Annotated in this window: 20 protein-coding genes; 10 read left to right on the top strand and 10 right to left on the bottom strand. The window is 67.8% G+C overall.

Translation table 11 applies throughout. The features are described 5' to 3' along the window. Positions 1-12 precede the first annotated feature (12 nt). Complete coding sequence (locus tag QC765_RS00445) at positions 13-1,971, bottom strand: serine hydrolase domain-containing protein (protein WP_278312450.1); 1,959 nt, start codon at positions 1,969-1,971, stop codon at positions 13-15. Between the two features lie 137 nt (positions 1,972-2,108). Here QC765_RS00445 and QC765_RS00450 point away from each other — a divergent pair, with 137 nt between their 5' ends. The 3 genes from QC765_RS00450 to QC765_RS00460 are packed head-to-tail and all read left to right on the top strand — an operon-like array spanning position 2,109 to position 5,463. Then, a complete protein-coding gene (locus QC765_RS00450) occupies positions 2,109-3,011 on the top strand; it encodes a 1-acyl-sn-glycerol-3-phosphate acyltransferase (protein ID WP_278312451.1) in 903 nt (300 codons plus the stop codon). Next, a complete protein-coding gene (locus tag QC765_RS00455; protein WP_278312452.1) occupies positions 3,008-5,086 on the top strand; it encodes an AMP-binding protein in 2,079 nt (692 codons plus the stop codon). Before QC765_RS00450 ends, QC765_RS00455 begins: the two co-directional genes overlap by 4 nt. Positions 5,087-5,103: 17 nt before the next feature. Beyond that, positions 5,104-5,463 (top strand): DoxX family protein, encoded by a 360-nt coding sequence (locus QC765_RS00460; protein ID WP_278312453.1) that lies wholly within the window; start codon positions 5,104-5,106, stop codon positions 5,461-5,463. A gap of 153 nt (positions 5,464-5,616) precedes the next feature. Here QC765_RS00460 and QC765_RS00465 read toward each other — a convergent pair whose 3' ends face one another. Beyond that, a complete protein-coding gene (locus tag QC765_RS00465) occupies positions 5,617-6,114 on the bottom strand; it encodes a hypothetical protein (protein WP_278312454.1) in 498 nt (165 codons plus the stop codon). Then, on the bottom strand, positions 6,111-6,797 hold the full coding sequence (locus tag QC765_RS00470) for a hypothetical protein (RefSeq protein WP_278312455.1): 687 nt from the start codon (positions 6,795-6,797) through the stop codon (positions 6,111-6,113). The genes QC765_RS00465 and QC765_RS00470 overlap by 4 nt, the downstream gene beginning before the upstream one ends. A 150-nt stretch (positions 6,798-6,947) precedes the next feature. Here QC765_RS00470 and QC765_RS00475 point away from each other — a divergent pair, with 150 nt between their 5' ends. Next, positions 6,948-7,640, top strand: coding sequence for a hypothetical protein (locus tag QC765_RS00475; protein ID WP_278312456.1), 693 nt, complete (start codon positions 6,948-6,950; stop codon positions 7,638-7,640). On the opposite strand, the gene QC765_RS00480 is transcribed toward QC765_RS00475, so the two are convergent. Next, positions 7,609-8,607: an LLM class flavin-dependent oxidoreductase gene (locus QC765_RS00480; RefSeq protein ID WP_278312764.1), complete on the bottom strand. Its 999-nt coding sequence runs from the start codon at positions 8,605-8,607 to the stop codon at positions 7,609-7,611. The genes QC765_RS00475 and QC765_RS00480 overlap by 32 nt on opposite strands. A 183-nt stretch (positions 8,608-8,790) precedes the next feature. Here QC765_RS00480 and QC765_RS00485 point away from each other — a divergent pair, with 183 nt between their 5' ends. The 4 genes from QC765_RS00485 to QC765_RS00500 all read left to right on the top strand — a co-directional run bounded on the left by QC765_RS00485 (position 8,791) and on the right by QC765_RS00500 (position 12,556). Beyond that, positions 8,791-9,315, top strand: coding sequence for a putative glycolipid-binding domain-containing protein (locus tag QC765_RS00485; protein ID WP_278312457.1), 525 nt, complete (start codon positions 8,791-8,793; stop codon positions 9,313-9,315). A gap of 191 nt (positions 9,316-9,506) precedes the next feature. Continuing rightward, a complete protein-coding gene (locus tag QC765_RS00490; protein WP_278312458.1) occupies positions 9,507-10,529 on the top strand; it encodes a YdcF family protein in 1,023 nt (340 codons plus the stop codon). Between the two features lie 53 nt (positions 10,530-10,582). Further along, positions 10,583-12,199 (top strand): SGNH/GDSL hydrolase family protein, encoded by a 1,617-nt coding sequence (locus tag QC765_RS00495; RefSeq protein ID WP_278312459.1) that lies wholly within the window; start codon positions 10,583-10,585, stop codon positions 12,197-12,199. Between the two features lie 72 nt (positions 12,200-12,271). Then, positions 12,272-12,556, top strand: a complete 285-nt coding sequence (locus QC765_RS00500; RefSeq protein WP_278312460.1) for a hypothetical protein — start codon at positions 12,272-12,274, stop codon at positions 12,554-12,556. A 36-nt stretch (positions 12,557-12,592) separates the two neighbouring features. Here the strand turns inward: QC765_RS00500 and QC765_RS00505 are convergent, their stop codons facing one another. The 6 genes from QC765_RS00505 to QC765_RS00530 are packed head-to-tail and all read right to left on the bottom strand — an operon-like array spanning position 12,593 to position 17,086. After that, on the bottom strand, positions 12,593-12,802 hold the full coding sequence (locus QC765_RS00505) for a hypothetical protein (protein ID WP_278312461.1): 210 nt from the start codon (positions 12,800-12,802) through the stop codon (positions 12,593-12,595). A 17-nt stretch (positions 12,803-12,819) separates the two neighbouring features. Beyond that, positions 12,820-13,482 (bottom strand): DNA alkylation repair protein, encoded by a 663-nt coding sequence (locus QC765_RS00510; RefSeq protein WP_373876634.1) that lies wholly within the window; start codon positions 13,480-13,482, stop codon positions 12,820-12,822. A gap of 23 nt (positions 13,483-13,505) precedes the next feature. After that, positions 13,506-14,507, bottom strand: coding sequence for an alpha/beta hydrolase (locus tag QC765_RS00515; protein ID WP_278312462.1), 1,002 nt, complete (start codon positions 14,505-14,507; stop codon positions 13,506-13,508). A 55-nt stretch (positions 14,508-14,562) separates the two neighbouring features. Continuing rightward, positions 14,563-15,636: a serine hydrolase domain-containing protein gene (locus QC765_RS00520; RefSeq protein ID WP_278312463.1), complete on the bottom strand. Its 1,074-nt coding sequence runs from the start codon at positions 15,634-15,636 to the stop codon at positions 14,563-14,565. Beyond that, positions 15,633-16,391: an ABC transporter permease subunit gene (locus tag QC765_RS00525; RefSeq protein WP_278312464.1), complete on the bottom strand. Its 759-nt coding sequence runs from the start codon at positions 16,389-16,391 to the stop codon at positions 15,633-15,635. The genes QC765_RS00520 and QC765_RS00525 overlap by 4 nt, the downstream gene beginning before the upstream one ends. Further along, complete coding sequence (locus tag QC765_RS00530; RefSeq protein ID WP_309297282.1) at positions 16,388-17,086, bottom strand: ABC transporter ATP-binding protein; 699 nt, start codon at positions 17,084-17,086, stop codon at positions 16,388-16,390. The genes QC765_RS00525 and QC765_RS00530 overlap by 4 nt, the downstream gene beginning before the upstream one ends. A gap of 111 nt (positions 17,087-17,197) precedes the next feature. Here QC765_RS00530 and QC765_RS00535 point away from each other — a divergent pair, with 111 nt between their 5' ends. Beyond that, positions 17,198-18,331, top strand: a complete 1,134-nt coding sequence (locus tag QC765_RS00535) for a sensor histidine kinase (protein ID WP_278312465.1) — start codon at positions 17,198-17,200, stop codon at positions 18,329-18,331. After that, entirely contained in the window at positions 18,328-18,984 is a 657-nt protein-coding gene (locus QC765_RS00540; protein ID WP_278312466.1) for a response regulator, read from the top strand. Before QC765_RS00535 ends, QC765_RS00540 begins: the two co-directional genes overlap by 4 nt. The last annotated feature ends 56 nt before the right edge of the window (positions 18,985-19,040 follow it).

Genomic DNA, 19,040 nt, shown 5'->3' on the forward strand with positions numbered 1-19,040 from the left:
TCTGCCACGCCGTCACCCGAATGGCGTCCACATGAGGTTGTAGTTCCAGCCCAGGCTGACGAATACAATCGCCGCGAGCGCGACCAGCGAGTAGTGCGCCCGCCCGACCGCGCTCCACCACCCGCGCTGCCACGCGACCACCGCCGCGACAGCAGTGGCAGCCGCCGCCAGCGCGCCCACTGTCATGGGAACGAGCAGCCAACCGGGATTGGTGAAGAGCCACTGCTCGAGCACAGATTGGTTCGCGAGCCCATAGGCAAGAAGCACGATGAGCGCCACGCTCGAGGTGGCTGCGAGGGCAGCGACCAACCGGGCGAGGAACGCGCCCCGCGGGCTGTCGCGGCGCGACCGCCCCCGGATCCGCCGGATGGCCGCGGCGACGGGCCAGGCGAGAACAGTCAGCAGCACCACTGCCGCTGCGGCCCAGCTCACGATGTGCAGGCGTGGCTGCTCGTACCAGGCGACCTTCTCGTACGCCTGGGTGGGATTGCTGTTGAGCGCAAGCGCGATCACACGGCCGTCTTCCTCGACGAACGCGGCCATGTCCTCCCCGTTCTCGGCGACGAAGAGCCCGTCACCGGCCGGGAGCCACGTCTGGTCGAGCGCGGCGGAGCCCTCTATCGACAGCGTGACCTCGCCGTTCGCGCTCACGCTGAGGCTATCCATGAGCGCACGAAGCTTGCTGAAGTCAGTGACACTGTTCCGAGTGGTGACGAACGCGCCCTCATAGCGCGAGAGATCAACGCTCGGGTCCGGCGCCGCGCCGGGCCACTCGGATTCGGGAGCAAAGGCGTCGAGGAACTCCTCGACCACGGAGGACCTCAGGTCCTCCACGGGATTGACGGCCGTGCTGTCGTCGCCGTCGTCCCCGTTGACCGCCACGAAGATGCCCAGATCAAGCTCCGGAACCACGACGTACTGGGTGTGGATGCCGGGCAGGTCACCGCCGTGTCCGAAGCCCGACGGCGGACCGAGCTGGAACTGCCAGGTGCCATAGCCAGCACCCGCCACGCGCGGATCCATGCCTGCCTGCCGGGTGAGCATCAGCTGCGCCGATCGAGGCGAAAGGACGCGCTGGCCGTCGAGCTCGCCCCCGCCTAGCAGCGCTCGCATGAACCGGGACATGTCGTCGGCAGTGGTCACCGCCGCGCCCGCCGGGGTCCCCGCGAGGTGGATCGCCCCAGCTGGTGAACCATCCGCATAGTAGGTGGTCGCGACGTCATCCCTGGCTCGCGCCTCGCCCGCGGGAAGGAACTCGGTCGACACCATTCCCAACGGGCTGAAGATGTTCGCTTCGGTGTAGTCCTCGAAGGACATCCCGGCGAGCTCCTGCACGACGAGGCCCGCAAGGCTCATTCCATAGTTCGAGTAGGCGACGAAGCGTCCCGGCGGCTGCACGCGCTTCATCGATGTCCGGGCCACGTACTCCTCGAGCGACGGCACCTCCTCGGCACTGCGCGCGCCATCTCCGCCCAGCGCATCCTCGAAGCCCGCCGTATGGGTCAGCAGGTGATGCATCGTGACGGGCTGGCCTGGGTAGGTGTCCGCTACCTCCACGCCCGGCCCTAGGTAGGTGTTGATGTCCGCGCGTAGATCGATGAGTCCACGATCGACGAGCTGCAGCACCGCCATCGTGGTGAACGACTTCGCTACCGATGCTGTCTCGAAAACCGTGTCCGACGGAGAGATCCTCCGCTGCTGCTCGACGTTGGCAAACCCATATCCGCCGGCCGCGGCCTGCTCGCCGCCCGAGACGATCGCCGCCACGATGCCTGGCGCGCCGTGCTCGTCGAGCAGCGCGGGCAGCCGCTCGTCGAGGAAGTCCTGAGCAGCCTGCGGGGTCTGCTCGACAGCTGGGGGAGCAGGCTCCTGGGCGTCCGCTGCCGCGCTCGAACCGAGCATGGCACCGAGGACCGCAAGGGCAGTAGCGACGGATATGAACATGCTGCGGTGACGTCGGAAGGCAACCATCACGAGTCCTTCGATTGGTCGAGAGGTACCTATATTACCGGTGCCGCTTCGTCGAACCCTCCGCCTCCTCGTGCACCCCCGCCCTACACTTGGGATATCGCTACACCGCGTGCGCATTGATCGAATCGAGGAGCGCGATGGCTTTCGGCGAGTCCGTAGCTGGGCGGATGCTCGGTACTGCGCGGGCCCTGGCCCAGGGGACAGCGGGTACGTTCACCCGGCCCCTCTCCGGCTTGCTCCCGCGGTACCGGCCCGGCGATCTGGAGGATCGCGATCCGGATTCGATCCGCGAGCTGCTGCCCGGGTTGTGGCTGCTGATGAGCCTGTGGTTCCGCCCAGACGTGCGGGGCCTGCACCACATACCGGACGAAGGCCCCGTGCTCATCGTCGGCAACCACACCGGTGGCCTGCAGTCGCCCGAGGTGTTCATCTCCCAGCTCGCGATCTCCTCCTATCTGGGCACCGAGCGGCCGTTCTATCAACTGGCTCACCGGATGGTGCTGAACTCGCCGTTCGCGTGGCTGCTGCGCCGCTTCGGCACGGTCGAGGCGGATCCCGACAATGCTGACCTGGCCCTGTCCGGAGGCGCTGTGCTGCAAGTCTTCCCAGGCGGCGACTACGAGGTGTTCCGGCCAACCTGGGAGTCAGCGCGCGTCGACTTCGGCGGCCGGAGGGGCTTCCTGCGCCTCGCCTACAAGCACAACGTGCCGATCGTGCCGCAGGTGACGATCGGTGGCCAGGAGACCGCGCTGTTCCTTTCCCGGGGGGAGTGGCTCGCTCGATTGCTGCGCGTTGACCGGATATTCCGGCTCAAGACCATTCCCATCATGGTCGCGGTTCCCTACGGGCTCGCGCCGCCATTCGCGCCGTTCGTGCCGCTGCCCTCGAAGATCGTCATCCAGTACCTGCGACCTATTGACCTTCGCGCCGAGTACGGCGAGGACCCGGACTGGGACGCCGTCTACGACGAGGTCCTGGCACGAATGCAGGATGTGCTGACGGCGTTGCAGATCGAGCGGAAGCTGCCGGTGATCGGATGAAGTTCGAGCATGTGGTCGAGATCGATGCTCCGCCGGAGGTTGTGTGGGAGGCCTGCGCGGACCCTGCCCGGATCGCGCGCTTCGTCGGCACCGATATGACCGTGACACCAGAAGCCAGCGGACAACAACCTGCTCTCGATGCGCAGTACCGGATTCACATCAAGCTCGGCGCCGCGCTCGTGGGGGCGGACATCATCATCGTCGACTTCACCCCGGCCCGCGAGTTCGCCTGGAACGCGTTCACCGGCGTCGATCATCGCCTGCGCCTGAGATTCCGGCCCCGTGGCAATGGCCGCACCTCATTGACGCTGCGCTACTCCTACGACGCCCCCGGCCTGATGGGGGCGGTCGCCGACCTCGCCGCGTACCCCCGGATCCGCTCCATGTTCAGCGATGCGCTCAAGGCCGCGAAGCTCGAGATCGAGCACAACACCACACCGCGGCCCCCGCCACCCTCGTGGCCCCGCCGCGCCCTCCGGGAACTCGAGCACGCCGCCGTGCTAGCGCGCAGCGGGATCGTGCGACCCATGAGGCCGGACGCGCTCGTCCGCATCGCATGGGCGGCCCGGACCTGGGGACTCAGCCTCGGGACCGCCGTCGCGGCGGGGGCGATCCGCAACGCGGACGCACCGCTGATCATCGACGACTCCGGCACGCAGACCTACGCTCAGGCGGACGAGCGCAGCAACGCTATCGCCTGCGGCCTCGCGCAGCACGGTGTCACCGAGAGCGACACCGTAGGAGTGCTGGCACGCAATCACCGGGGCTTCCTCGACGCCGTGACGGCCGTGGCGAAAGTCGGCGCTGACGTCCTGCTGCTCAACACCGAGTTCTCGGCGCCCCAGTTGCGGGAGGTGACGACGCGCGAAGCGGTGTTCGCCGTCATCCACGACAGCGAGTTCCACGATCGGATGGGGGACACTCCCGAGCACATGGTGCGCATCGTCAGCGACGCGGAACCAAGCGGCAGAGCGCTCAGCCTGGCCTCCCTCGCCGACCAGTACCACGGACGTCGCCCGCCGGTCCCCGGACGGTCCGGCAAGCTCACCATCCTGACCTCCGGCACTACCGGCACTCCTCGAGGCGCTACGCGCGGTGCCGTCGCCGCTGGCGGCACTCTCACCCTCGAGGCACCGGCCGCGCTCCTGGGCCGTATCCCGCTTCGCGCCGGGATGCGCATCGGTCTTGCCGCGCCTGCGTTCCACGCTTGGGGCCTCGCGAACCTCGTGATGGCCCTGGGACTGGGAGCGACGGTCGTGATGCTGCGCCGGTTCAGCGCCGAGGAATGGCTCGCGGAGATCGAGCGCTCGAAGTGCGAGGCGCTCATCGCGATCCCGGTGATGCTCCAGCGCATCCTCGATCTGCCGAAGGACGTTCGCGACCGATATGACACATCATCGCTTGAAGTGGTGGCGGTGTCGGGCTCCGCGCTCACGGGTGACCTCGCTACACGATGGATGGATTCCTTCGGCGACAACCTGTACAACCTCTACGGATCCACCGAGGTCGCCTACGCAACGATCGCCACCCCACAGGATCTGCGCGTGGCGCCGGGCACCGCTGGGCGACCGACCCGCGGCACGACCGTGCGCCTGTTCGATGAGTCCGGCAAGGAAGTCCGGCAGGGCGAGACTGGTCGCATCTTCGTCGGCAACGCCCAGCTCTTCGGGGGATACACCGGCGGCGGCGACAAGGAGCGCATCGGCGGCCTCATGGCGACCGGTGACCTCGGCCAGTTCGACGAGGCAGGCCGCCTGCTCGTGGTCGGGCGCGATGACGAGATGATCGTGTCAGGCGGGGAGAACGTCTACCCCAGGGAAGTCGAGGATGTCATCGCCAGCCACGCCGCCGTCGCCGAGGTCGCGTGCGTGGGAGTCGACGACGAGGAGTTCGGGCAGCGCCTGCGGGCATTCGTCGCGCTGCGCAATGGCCACGAGCTCACCGCCGATGAAGTGAAGGAACTCGTGCGCGGCCGGCTCGCGCGCTACAAGGTGCCCCGCGACGTCGAGTTCCTCAGCGCGCTGCCCCGCAACGCCACGGGCAAGATCATCAAGAGCGAGCTCGCGCAACCGTAGTGGGAGGTCATTGAGCAATGTTCGACATACCGGACCCCGTGTGGCCCACCTTGCTCCTCGCCGCCATCCTGCTGGGCGATGCCCTCATCTCGATACGGCCACCACGCTTCGTCCGTGACTGCCTCGAGGGCGTCGGGTTCCCGCTGGACTGGGGGTGGGCGCTGGTCTTCATCAAGCTGCTGGCCACGGCCGGGCTGGTCGTCGGCCTGGCGTATCCAGGCATCGCCGCGGCCACCAATGCCGCCGTCATCGGATACTTCCTCGCGGCTGCGTACTCCCACATCCGGGCGCGATTCCTCGGCAGCGTCTTCTGGTTCAACTGCCTCGGGATGCTCGCTCTCTCCACGGCAGTATTCGTCGGCTCCTACCTGGTGTAGCGGGGCTTGCGCTGTGGGTTGGGAGCCCGCGGTGGCGCGTCCTCGTTGCCGCGGTTGTGTGCGGTTTTGCACCCTATTGCGGCCGCGAGTGGGTGCATTTGGTAACACTTCCGGGGGCGTGGGTGCAGGGAGGCCGGGGGAGCAGGGCCAGGGTCACACGAGTGCCACGAGCAGCGCGTGGGCGACGACGTCGTGGCTCTCCGGGAGGCGTTCACCACGCAGCCGCCTCGCCGGACCCACGTGGTGCACGCTGTACCAGCCGAGATCCCCGGTTGGCACGCGGACTGCCCGCCGGTAGAGGGATGCGCGTTCGGTCACCAGGACCCGGCCTGCCGGCTGCGTGCGGTAGTCGAGCCAAAGGTAGCGGTCCCACACCAGGCACCCCGTGAGTGTCGTTTCACCCAATGCCTCGATACCGTCCGGGATCTCCGTCGTGAACCCCTCGCCGAGATGCGCGACGCGTTCCCTCCGGCCGTGCACTGTCACTTCCTCGACAGAAGCCGTGACCTCGCAGATCATCTCGTCCGGCACTTCCACCATGCCGGGCGAGGCCCAGTAGGTGGACGGTTCGCACACCTCGCCCACGCGCGGAGCGTCCGGGAACGGCTCGAGGTCCTCGATCATCCACAACGCAGGCCTGGGCGCGCTCATGGCATCGTTTCAAGGTCGTCAAAGCATGCCGTGGTCTCGCTCGACCATCGGGCGGCCGCATGCCCGACGGGTGGCTTCCCTCGACCGGTGTTCCCATTCGCCTGGACCCACACCGCGAGCGCGAGACCCGCATCCCAGCCAGGCGCGCGGCCTCCCCTCGGCGGCGTTATGACGGAAGTGTCATGCCCGGTCCTCGCGAGCAACCAGGAGACCAGTGAGTTCGAGTTCCACATCTCGCCCGTGCGCAATTCATCCCGGCCCCACGTCAGAGGCGGCGCTATCCGCACGAGCTCCAGCATCCCAGCCGCGCGCGCGTCATCGCTGCTCAGACGCTGTGGGCTATCAACGGCCTCGGTGATATCGGGGATGCGACCGTCCCTCCAGCAGCGGGTCTCGTAGCGGAACAGCCGGAAACGTCCCAGCCAGCGCGAACCCACCGGACCGACCCCGACAACCCCCCGCTGCACGTCCTTGATGTTCCACACCGGCCCCATCTCGATCGTGAACGCGGTGCCGCGGTAGGTGACGATGAGCGCGGAGTGGTAGATCTGCGCGGCAGGCCGATGGCTGAGCCGAGAGGCGAGCGCCTCGTAGGCCCGCCCGTTCCAGCGCACGACTCGACCGCCCGCCCCCAGTGGTAGCCAGTAGAGATCGGCACTTGATCCACTTGCCGGTGCGTCCATTGCTCGTCCAATCGTGGGCCCTGGATCCAGCGTGGACCGAACGCGCGCCGGATGCCAGGGCGTGCGGGCATCAACGGAACAGGCTTTCGACCCACCGAAAGGGGACTCTCGATACTTGCCCGAACTGCTCGCTGCGGCAAGGCTTGCAGCATGAGGCCCACTCGCCGCAGCAAGCTCGACCTAGTCCGCCGCCTGGCGCGGACTTTCATCGAGACGTTCAGCGCTATTGCCCTGATGAAGATCCACGTGCTGCTGGGCCGACCGCTCCGCAAGTGGCGGACCACCTGGGGAACCACGGCGGCCGAGCGGCAACGCGCGTATCCGGGCGATGAGCTTCTCGCCGAGCCGAAGTGGCACTATACGCACGGCGTGACGATCAATGCGGGGCCGCGCGAGGTGTGGCCGTGGATCGTGCAGCTCGGGCAGGGCCGGGGCGGCTTCTACAGCTATCAAGCGCTCGAGAATCTCGTCGGCTGCCGCATCACGAACGCGCACGAGATCCTGCCGCGGTTCCAGCACCTCGAGGTGGGGGATGCGATCCGCCTGCACCCGAAGGCGCCACCCATGCCCGTCGCGCTGATCGAAGCGCAGAGCCACCTGGTGCTGTTCGCCTCGGATGCGGACTCGGGCGAGGCGACGGTCTGGGGGTTCCACCTGCTTCCCCTAGCAGGTGGCCGCACGAGGCTCATCGAGCGCGGCGGCAGCACTCACGGCGACTCGGTACGCAGCCGCCTGGCGTTCGGCCGGATGCTGCTGGAGCCGATCAGTTTCGTGATGAGCCGGAAGATGCTGCTCACCATCAAGGAGCTCGCTACCGCGAACCACCACGCTCAAGCTCGCTGACCTCGGCCACGATCTCGAGCGAGCGCAGCCACGCATCACGATCGGTGGCGGCGGAGAGCACGATCAGCTCATCAGCGTCGGCATGGCCGGTGAACTCATCGAGGTACTGCTTGACGTCCGAGGCGGTACCGACAGCCGAGTACCTGCCCATCTGCCGGACTTGCTGGCCCGCTGGCGAATCGAGGAGCAGGTCCGCTTCGTCGCGGGTGAACGTTCGTCCCTTTCCCACGAGCCGGGTGACCCGGTAGCGCTGCGCATCCTCGAACAGGCGCATCGCGTCGCGCTGGCTGTCCGCGGCGATCACGTTCACCCCCGCGATGACGTAGGGGTGCTCGAGCTGCTGGGACGGCTGGAACTCGCGCCGGTATGCGGTGACCGCGGCCTCGAGCGCATCCGGTGCGAAGTGCGACGCGAAGGCGTAGGGCAGGCCCAGCGCTGCTGCGAGCCTGGCGCCGAAGAGGGACGAGCCGAGGATGTAGAGGGGAACGTGGGTTTCCTTGCCCGGGGTGGCCTCCACGTCCGGGATCACGGACTGGTCGGAGAGGTAGCCCTGGAGCTCGAGCACGTCACGGGGAAAGCTGTCCGCGGAAGCAGGGGTCCGCCGCAGGGCGCGCAACGTTTTCTGGTCCGTCCCGGGCGCCCGGCCGAGCCCGAGGTCGATGCGGCCCGGGTGCAGCGTCGCGAGCGTCCCGAACTGCTCGGCGATCACGAGCGGAGAATGGTTCGGCAGCATGATCCCGCCCGCGCCGAGGCGGATCGACGAGGTGTGCGCCGCGATGTGGCCGATGAGCACGCTGGTCGCGGAGGACGCGATGGATTTCATGTTGTGGTGCTCGGCGTACCAGATGCGCGTATAGCCCCACTTCTCGGCATGCTGCGCCATCTCTACGCTGGCGGCGAAGCTGTCACTGGCTGTTTCGTCCTCGGAGATCGACGCGAGGTCAAATATTGATAGCGGCACCCTCAGTGCAACGGCACTGCTAGCCAGAGTATTTCCGCGCCTGCCACATAGCGGCGGGAGAACCATCCCGTTCAGCTAGGCGGCGGGCGGAGACGACTGCGCACCCCCTAGAGCGATGCCAGAGTTGTTCTCGCGCGTGACTGGTCTGCCGCAAGGTTGACCCGCCCCCGAGGATTCAAGGAGCTGACGATGACTGAGATCGTGTGGACTGGCCTGGAAGAGCCCTCCCACGAGTCATGCCGGATCGAGAGCAACCCGCATGGCGTGACCGCCGTCAGCGATATCAAGGGCGGGGTCGGCGCGTGCTCGTACAGGTTGCAGATGACGGCGGCCTGGGAGTTCATCGACCTCGTGATTCGCGCGAACGGACGCGAGCTCGAGCTGCGCCTCACCGAACGAGGATGGGAAGTGAATGGGGAGGATCGCCCTGACCTTCAAGCGGCGCGAGAGGTCGACATCTCGGTGTCCCCGCTGAGCAACACATTGCCGATCCGACGACTTGACCTCGCTGTTGGCGAGAGCGCCGAAATCACCACTGCCTACATCCGTCTTCCGGAGCTTGATGTTGCGACCGATCCGCAGCGGTACACACGCACTGGCACGAACGAGTACCTCTATGAGTCCCTCGACTCCGATTTTCGTCGATTCATCACAGTGGACGGGGAGGGTCTGGTCATCGAATACCCGGGGTTATTCATTCGAGGAGTTCGCTAGGGCGCGTCCGATCTGCGCAACCAGGCGACGACGACGCAGAGCACGGCGGTGGCCCGCGCTGACGCAGTCACTGATGCCCGCCTCGGCAAGCCAATCCGAATACACGTCCACAAAACTACAGCGCGACATCGTTATCGAGACGCTGCTGCAAGGCACCCCGGCCAGCCCCTTGCCGCAATAGCGTTGCCGGCATGTTCTCCCTCGCCCGCGCCAGCACGCTCGGCATGGTGGTGCTCTCTGCCGCCGCCAGCCTCACCATCGCTGCCCAGCCGAGCGCCTCGATGCCTCCCAGCGGCCCGGTCAGTGTCGTCAATACCGCGTCCGAGGCCGACGCCACCACGTTGTACAACTCCGCGCAGCTCCAGTTCGCGGCGCACGATGCCATCGGCGGGCTTGCCGATCTCGAGCGGGTTCTCGCGATCACTCCAAACGATGCGCAAGCGCTGGCGCTGCAAGCGATCTGGGCCGAGCAGGCCAACGATGCCGTCACTCGTGACGCAGCGCTCGGCCGCCTCGCGAGCATCGATCCTGCAGCGGCGCAGGCGGCACGCGATGTCATCAACGGCGTCGATGCCGCCGCGCGGATCGTTCCTTCCACCTCGCCCGCTGTTGTAGAAGCATCACCGATCGCGATCGTCATCCTCGGCCACGGCCTCCGCGATGACGGCACCATGGCACCCGAGCTCGTCAAGCGCCTTGCCGCTGGCCTCGCGCAGTCCTACGCCTCGCCCGGCGCCCCGATCTACGTCACCGGCGGCGCTCCGAAGCGGGGGATCACCGAGGCCGCCGCGATGAAGCAATGGCTGCTCGACCACGGTGTACCGGCATCGAGGATCACTACCGAGGACCGCTCCACCTCGACGGTGGCCAACGCGCAGAACACCACCAGGCTGCTGCAGCAAGAAGGAATCGAGGATGTGGTCCTGGTGACGTCACCGAGCCACGTCCGGCGGGCCGCGGCCAACTTCGCGGCAACCGGGACGCATGTCGCCGGAACCACCACCACCGACACCGAGCTCGCGGCGTTCCTCGCTCCCTACACCAAGGCGCAGCAAGCGGGCATCCGGCTCGAAGCCACGCGTGCTGCTGGGATCCCCAAGAGCAAGCAAGCCCCACCCCCTCCCGTCACGGGCACAGGCTCCGATGGATTCCCGGACGCGGACCTGCTCACCACGCTCACGCGCAGCAGTGGATCACTCGAGCCCGTGCAATAGCCCGCCGGGCGCACAATGAGAGAAGAACCGTCCCAGCCGACGGGAGGCCCGCCGTGATCCTGTTTCCCGAGGGAACACCTCGATCCGTGATCGACCGTGCCGCTAGGGGTCCGCGCGAGCCCGCGACCGACCCGACGCTGGGCATGCCCCTGCCCGCGACAGTGGCCGCCAAGAGATCAGGCACCCCGCCTCACCGGCTCGTTGTGATTGGTGATTCCCTGTCGCAGGGATTCCAGAGCTTCGCCATCCACAACACCGACCTCTCGTTCCCGGCGATCATCGCGCGCGAGCTGGGCTGGGCGAGCTCCTTCCGGATTCCCCGCTACCGCAGCCACGGCGGATTGCCCCTCAATCTCGAATACCTGCTGCGCGCCCTCGAGGAAAGGCATGGCGCGACGCTTGACTGGTGGGACCTGCCGCTCGCGCCGTTCACCGTTCAGTCGTGGATGGCGGAGGTGGAGGACTATTGGGAACGCGGCCCCGGCAGCGTCACCCCGCCGCCCGCGCCGATCAACCACAACCTGTCGATGTTCGGCTGGGACCTGCGCGACAGCCTCGAATGGACGTTTGATCGATGCGCCGGGGTGCTGGACGCCAATCCACCAAGCGACGATCTCCTCGACCAGCGAGTGGAGAACGCCTCGTTCCGGGCCGCGCTGCGGGTGTATCCGCGAGCGACGGCGGAGCAGCGCGGGATGACGTTGTTCGACGCCGCCCGGGCACTGGGGGAGCAGGGCGACGGCTCGTCGGAGAGCGGGATCGAGACGCTCATTGTCTTCCTCGGCGCGAACAATGCGTTGAAGGCGGCCACCAAGCTCGAGGTGAGGTGGTCCGGGGAGGGTTTCCGGCGGCTGTCCGCCAAGAGCCGTTACACCGTGTGGACGCCCGAGCATTTCCGCGAGGAATACGACCAGATCATCGAGCGGGTGCACAGGATCAACGCGCGCCACGTGATCCTGTGCACGGTGCCCCACGTGACCATCGCACCGATCACCAACGGCATCGGCGGCAAGATCGGCCCCCGCTCGCGGTACTTCAGCCACTACGTGCATCCCTGGGTCACGGAATCCTCGTTCAGCAGCAAGAAGGACAAGCACCTCACCGGCGCCGACGCGCGCGCGATCGACTACGCCATCGACACCTACAACGATCACATCGAGTCCACCGTCCGCGAGGCCCGGGCCAACGGCAAGGACTGGCTCCTGCTCGACTCGGCCGCGATCCTCGACAACGTCGCCTCCCGCCGCTTCCACGAGGATCCCTCCGCGCGCCCGCAGTGGTGGACCGGGTACGAGCTTCCTGGCGCGCTAGCAGCACTCGACCCGCCACTGACCACGAGGTTCCTCGCCGCCGATGGGCAAGGCGGGCGCGCTGCGGGGGGCCTGTTCTCCCTCGACGGCGTGCACCCCACCACGGTCGGCTACGGCATCCTCGCCCAGGAAGCCATCAACACCATGCGCGCCGCAGGAGTGCCCTTCCGCTACCCGGATGGAACGCCGAGGAACGATCCCATCCACGTGGACTTCAACCGGCTCATCCTGCGCGACACCCTCGTCCGCCATCCACCGCAGAACATCGGCTCCACGAAGGACATCATCGGCTGGATCGACGAGATCCTCGACCTCACCGGAAGCTCCATAGGTGGAGGGGTCCTCGGCACCCAGGCCTAGGCGCATCCGGGCCTAGGCGCATCCGGGCCCATTGCGCGGCAGCGGGGAAGCGGAGCGCCTAGTCTGGCGAGAGTGAAGCGCCTGCCCGCACTTGCGATCCTTCTCGCGCTGGGGATCCTCAGCCTGCCCGTCTCGGCACTCTTCCTCGATGGGGAACGGACCGAGAACTGGATCATGCCCGTGCAGCTCGGCGCGATGGCGCTGCTCGGCGCGGGAGTGGGATCGCTCCTGCCATTGGCCCGCGAGGACGCCTCGACTACCCGCCGCGTGGTGGTCGGAGCGGCAACGGGGGTCGGCATGGCGATCCTCGGGCTCGGGATCTTCTGGTTCCTGCTGAACGGGTTCAGCGGCGCCTGACGGAGCCTGGCCGCGTGCGTGCCGTTACAGCGTCGCTCAAAGCATGTCATCCGGATCGGCAGGGGAAGGCTTATCCTCGGAATGGTCGTCATGCTTCATGCCGCTGCCAACCGATCCAGCCACCACTCCCAGCGCAGTGCCCACCGCGATCCAGATCGCATTGCCCGTTATCGCGAAGATCAGGACCCCGGCACAGATTCCAAAGGTGATCGCTGTACCCAGGTACTGCGAACCGAGTGCACCCATGATGCTCCCACCCCCTCCTACACGCTAGACCGTCGGCGAACGATCTCCGTGATCCAGGTGGGCGCGAACGGCGACGTGCAGCCCGGGGGAGTCGGGTAGTCCTTGAGCACCTCGAGCCGCTCACCGATCGCAAGAGCGCGGGCGCGATGCTCGGCATGGTCGATCCCGATCTGGGCGAGGCAGTGGTTCATCGCCCATTGCAACCGGTCCGGGGCCTGCTGCATGTCCGCCTCGATGACGTCGAGCAGCCCCGGGAGGTCCAGGCCCTCAGGCTTCTTGGAGACCCGCTCAATGGTCAGGGCCCAGCCAGCGCTCGCGACCACAGGATCGGCATCGGCAAGCCATGCCTGGCGCAGTTCCTCGGCATGCGGGTTCTTCTTCACCACATAGTTGACGAGCCAATCGTGAACCTTCGGGGTGCGGGACTCGCGCAGCATCGAGTCGAGCTCGTCGCGCTCGAACGCCTTCGGTCGAAAGACCAGCAACGATAGCAATCGCGCTGCGGTGTCACCCGTGGCCCATAGCTCGCGCGCGAGCTCCTGCTGGGACTTGATGCGCTTCGCGATCGCGCGCAGCTTGGTGAGGTTCACGCCGTGGTCGTCGCCATGCTTCTCATTGACCTGGCGAACCCTCGGGTCCTCGAGGTCTGCCAGCTCGGCCATCACCTCGGCCACCGTCATGTCACTCACCTCAGCCTCCTCGATCAGTCCTGTGGGCCGTCCGGCTCCTGGATCGCGCTCAAGGAATCGACGAAGCGGGCGATCTCGTCGAGCGCCCGTGAAGCGGTCTTCGATACCCGGTGGGCTACTTGGAAAACGTGGATCCGGCGGTGGTAGAGGGTCAGCTGGCCCTTTCCGCCAACCGAGTTCAGGCTCTCGACGTAGTGCTTGGCGTCACCGGTCAGCAACTCGGCGTCGCTCGCTTGGACGAGCACGGGCGGCATCACAGACAGGTCGTCGTTGGTCAGCAACAGCTCCGGGTCGGCAGGCGCGACGCCGCGCCAGTGCGGTTCCATCAGTGCCCGCCCGGCATCGGTGTAGTGCAGGGGAGCCTTCGGGTGGTTGCTCTCGAGCCAGCGGCGGCTCATCGCCATCGTGGGATCAACCACCGGAGACAGCGCGACAACGCCCCCTGGGACCGGCAGCCCGGCCCGGTGCGCCCGCGGGGAGAGGCCCAGAGCGAGATGCCCGCCCGCGGAGTCGCCGCACACCACGATCTGCTCGGCGCTCATTCCGGAAGCGAGAAGCCATGCGTAGGCACGCAGCACGTCATCAACAGCAGCAGGGTAGGGATGCTCGGGGGCCCTGCGGTAGTCCACCGAGAACACTGGTCGCTTCGTGCGGGCCGACAGCTCGCTGGTCAGTCCCCGGTGCGACAACGGCGACCCCACCACGAACCCGCCGCCATGCACATACAGCAGGACAGCGGCATCCCGTGGACCAGCACCAGGGCGCTCCACCCACTCGCCACGTACCTGACCACCTTGGAAGCGCGCGTGGACGGTTTCGACGCGTGTCTCCGCGTGAGCGCGGAATTCAGGCCGGTTCAAGTACCGGTCGAGCATGATCCGCATGGCGCGCACCTCGGCCAGCGTGATCGTTCCGCGCGAGCCCATGCGACGGGCGTACTGGCCAGCAGCGTACCGACCCCTTGCAAGCGCGGCGCGGCGCAGTTCATCAAGCCTCGTAGCAGTCACTGGGCGCATCACTCGATAGTGCCATAGGCGAGCCCGGCCGCGCGGGGCAGGAGCTGCGCGGTGCTTACCGGCGGAGCAAGCGCGCGGTGACTGAGACGAGGTCAACGGGATCGACCGAGCCGTGGTTGGTCAGCACGACGATGGTGATGTCGCGATCAGGCAGGTAGGTCATGGTGGCGGCGAAACCCGGGTCCGCGCCCGAGTGCCCGATCGCGGTGTCATCGACGTAGGCCTGGCGGTACACGCCCAGGGGCGTCCCGTCGTCCTCGCCGAGCATCGTCGCCATCGACGTGGGCTGCAGAAGGCGGCCGCGGAACAGGGCAGCAGCGAACCGTTGCAGGTCGTTGACGGTCGAGATGATGTTTCCCACCGCCTCGCCCTCGGACTCCAGCGCTGGCCAGGAACCCCCGCCGACATTATCGAGCTGCCCGTCGGCATCGATGTCGGCGTAGCCCGCGACCAGCTCGGCCGCGACGCCCTCGACGCTGGGGATCGAGGTCTCGTGCATTCCCAGGGGCTCGAGGATGCGTCGGCGCACCTCGGTCGCCCACGGATTGCCGGAGACGGCCGCGATCACCTGGCCGAGCAGCGTGTAGTTGGTGTTGGAGTACGCGAACCGGCTCCCCGGCGCGTGCCCCAGGTCGCGGTCGGCGATGAGCCCGATGAGCTCGTCGGGGGTCCAGCGGCGGTCGCGGTCGGTGCGTTGCCCGTCCAGGAAGCCGTGCACGCGCTGGTAGTCGGGGATGCCGCTGGTGTGAGCGAGGAGGTGGCGCACGGTGACGTCCTCGCCCCACGGGAAGCCGTCGAGGTGGCGGGCGACGGGATCGTCGAGGCCCACCTTTCCCTCCTCTGCCAGCTGCAACATCACGACCGCGGTGAACGTCTTGGTGACGCTGCCGATGCGGAACTGATCGTCGGCGGCCAACGGTGCCTGGGCGTCGATGTCGGAAAGGCCTGCGGTGCCGATCCACGTGGGCTGCCCGGGTGCGTCGACGGCCATCGCCACCCCGACCGCGCCCGCACGGGCGTGCCAGGCGGCGAGCAGCTCCGGCAAATCGTCCGCGGCGTTGACCGGGTCCGGGGCGCATCCGGACACCAGTGCCACGAGGAGGACTATCACGCTGAGTCGGCGTCTCATGCCAGATCCCGTTCCAGCGTGACGCGAGTGGCGACCAGGGCGATCACGAGCGCGTAGGCGGATAGCAGCAGCCCGCCCTGGAGCGGGGCCAGCAGGGGCAGTGCCGGCGAGGGCGGGGCGATGCCGGCGACCGCGAGAGCGGCGCCGTTGACGGTCCAGCCGTAGAGCTGGGGCGCGAAGCCAGTGAGCAGCCCCGACTCGATGATCTGGAGCCAGACGATGACACCGACCAGGGCGGCGGCCTGGTTCGGGACCAGCGCGCCGACGCCCACCCCGATCATGGCGAGCAGCCCGGCGACGGCCACCAGTCCGACGGCCGACAGCAGGATCTCCGACTGCCACAGGTCCAGGGGTACCCCCTTGGCGGCGTGCCACGCGGCAGCAGTGCCCAATGCCGCGACCGTGGCCACGGCGCCGAACCCGAGACCGGCGAGCCCGTACGCGGCGAGCTTGGCCACGACGACACGCAGGCGGTTGGGGGTGGCGAGGAACGTCTGGGTGATGGTGCGGTGGCGGTACTCGCCGGACACCGCCAGCACTCCGAGCAGCGCCGCGAAGTACATCGCGTAGCGCGGGGCGCCGATGATCGTCTCGAGGCTGTGCGAGGTGCCCAGGGAGGGGTAGGTGCCAATGCCGGCATTGGCGAGCGGCGGGTACAGAACCAGCCCGACCAGCCCGACGGCACCGGCGAGGAGCGCCCACGTGGTCCGGGTGGTGCGCAGGCGGAACAGTTCCGCGTGGAGCAAGCGGGTCATCCCAGGTCTCCTGTCAATTGGAAGAACGTGCGTTCCAGGTTCTCGCCAGCCTCGATCGGCTTGTGGGCGACGAGGCGGCCCTGGCGGATGATGACGACCTGGTCGACTGTCTGTGCCACCTCGGTCAGCACATGGCTGGAGATCAGCACGGTGCGACCGGCGTCGGCGAAGTCCCGGACGAAGGCGCGGAGCCAGGCGATTCCCTCCGGGTCGAGCCCGTTGGCCGGTTCGTCAAGGATCAGGATCTCGGGATCACCAAGCAGCGCCGCGGCCAGGCCGAGGCGCTGCCGCATTCCCAGGGAGTACCCACCGACGCGGCGGCGCGCCGCATGCGTCAGGTCGACCTCGGCGAGCACGTCATCGACGCGGCCGAGATCCACCCCCGTCGCGATCGCCAGGCCGCGCAGATGGTCGCGCGCGGTGCGGCCCGGATGGTGGCCAGCGGAGTCGAGGAGGGCGCCGACGGTCCGGGTCGGCTCGGCGAGCTCGCGGTAGGGGGTGCCGTTGATGGCGGTGCTGCCCAAGGTCGGTGTGATAAGCCCGAGCAGGGCGCGAAGGGTGGTGGTCTTGCCGGCTCCGTTGGCACCGAGGAACCCGGCGACGGTGCCGCGGCCGATCGAGAAGGTGAGGTCGTCGACGGCGACAACGTCCCCGAACCGCTTGGTCAGGCCCGTGACGGTAATGGTGTCGTTCATGGTTTCCACGATCCGGTCAACCGCCGCCGCCGTCGTCTGCCTCCAGACCGATCTTGCGAGTCCGCCTGCAGGCAGATGTGCGCGCCGCATCGTGGTCGTAACATGATCGCCGTGGAGTGGACCAGGCGCCTCAAGCGCGTGAACCCGTTGCTGGTCGACGGTGTTGTCGCGGTGCTCATCGGCGTCGTCGAGGTCCTCCCGCTGGCAGCGGCCGATCCTCCGCCCGCAGCGCTGGTGCTGGCGCTGCTCATCCCGCTGCCGCTGATCGTGCGACGGCGGGCGCCGCTGGTCGTGCTCGTCGCGGTCCTTGCTGGTGAAGTGCTGTACGCGGCGCTCGGCTACCCGTATCCCGGCCTGGGCATGGCGGTGGCCCTCGCGATGTATAGCGTGGGCGCGCACGCTGAACGAAGCCGCTCGCTACCCGCGCTGGTCGGGACATGGGCCGTGATGACTGCCCTGACGGCGTTCACGGAGTGGGCGCTGATCGATCTCCTCGTCGCCGGGGTCGTCACGCTCGCCGCATGGATGCTCGGCGACAGCCACCGGGCGCGCCGGGTGACCATCGCCGCCCTCGAGGAGCGCACCTCCCAGCTGGAGCACGCGCAGAGCCAGCTGGCGGCGCAGGCGGTGGCCGCGGAGCGCACCCGCATCGCCCGCGAGCTGCATGACGTGGTGGCCCACAGCATCAGCGCCATCGCTGTGCAGTCCGGGGTCGCAGCACACCTCATAGACACCAACCCGGAACAGACCCGCGCGGCGCTCGTCAGCATTTCCGACATCAGCCGCCAGGCGCTCGATGAGCTTCGCCGCATGCTCGGCGTCCTCCGCGAGGAGGGCCCGGACCAGCTGCGCCCGGCACCAGGCCTCAACGATCTCCCGTGGCTGATCGAGCAAGCCGAGCGAGCAGGGCTGCGGTTGCGGCTCGCCATCGACCTCGACGGTTGCGAGGTCCCGGATGCCTTGGCCCTGACGGTCTATCGCATCGTGCAGGAGGCGCTGACCAACGTCGCCAAGCACGCCGGTCCCACCGACGTGCAGCTCTCGATCGGGTGCCACGAGGGGGAGATGCACATCGAGGTGCGCAACGCGCGGACTGGCCGTCCTGCAAGCGTCGGCGGTGCCGGCGTGGGCCTGCTAGGGATGCAGGAGCGCGTGAAGCTGTTCGACGGCTCGCTCGAGCATGGCGACGACGGCGGCGACTTCCGCCTCACCGCGCGCATTCCCCTGCCCGCGGTGATGTCATGACGATCCGGGTCATCGTGGCCGACGACCAGGCGCTAGTGCGGTCAGGGTTCAGCATGCTGCTCGCCTCCGCTGACGACATCAGCGTCGTCGCCGAGGCCAGCAACGGCCAGGAGGCCGTGGACCTCGCCCGCCGCCACCTGCCCGACGTGGTGCTGATGGACATCAGGATGCCGGTGATGGACGGCCTCGAGGCGACTCGCGAGATCGCTGCCACCTCGGCCACGTCCTCGGTGCGGGTGCTGATGCTCACCACCTTCGGGCTCGATGAGTACGTCTACGGGGCCCTGCGGGCCGGGGCCAGCGGGTTCCTGCTGAAGGACACCCGCCCTCATGAACTCCTCGATGCCGTCCGCGTGATCGCCGCGGGCGAGGCACTGCTGTCGCCCAGTGTCACCCGCACATTGATCGCCGAGTTCGTCCGCTCGCCAGAATCGCGCCGACCCACGCCGAAGGCGCTGGAATCGTTGACCGAGCGGGAGCGCGACGTCCTGGCCTTGGTCGCCGATGGGCTATCCAATGCCGAGATCGCTGAGCGGCTCGTCGTCAGCATCGGCACCGCCAAGACCCACGTCAGCCGACTGCTGATGAAGCTGCACGCCCGCGATCGCGCCCAGCTCGTCGTCATCGCCTACCAGACAGGATTCACTAGCTGATCGCTGCCTCCGCGCAGCTCTCACGGGCTCGATCCCAACTTGCGATCACAATCGCG

This window comes from Hoyosella levis (genome assembly GCF_026008515.1).
GTDB classification, from domain to species: domain Bacteria; phylum Actinomycetota; class Actinomycetes; order Mycobacteriales; family Mycobacteriaceae; genus Lolliginicoccus; species Lolliginicoccus levis.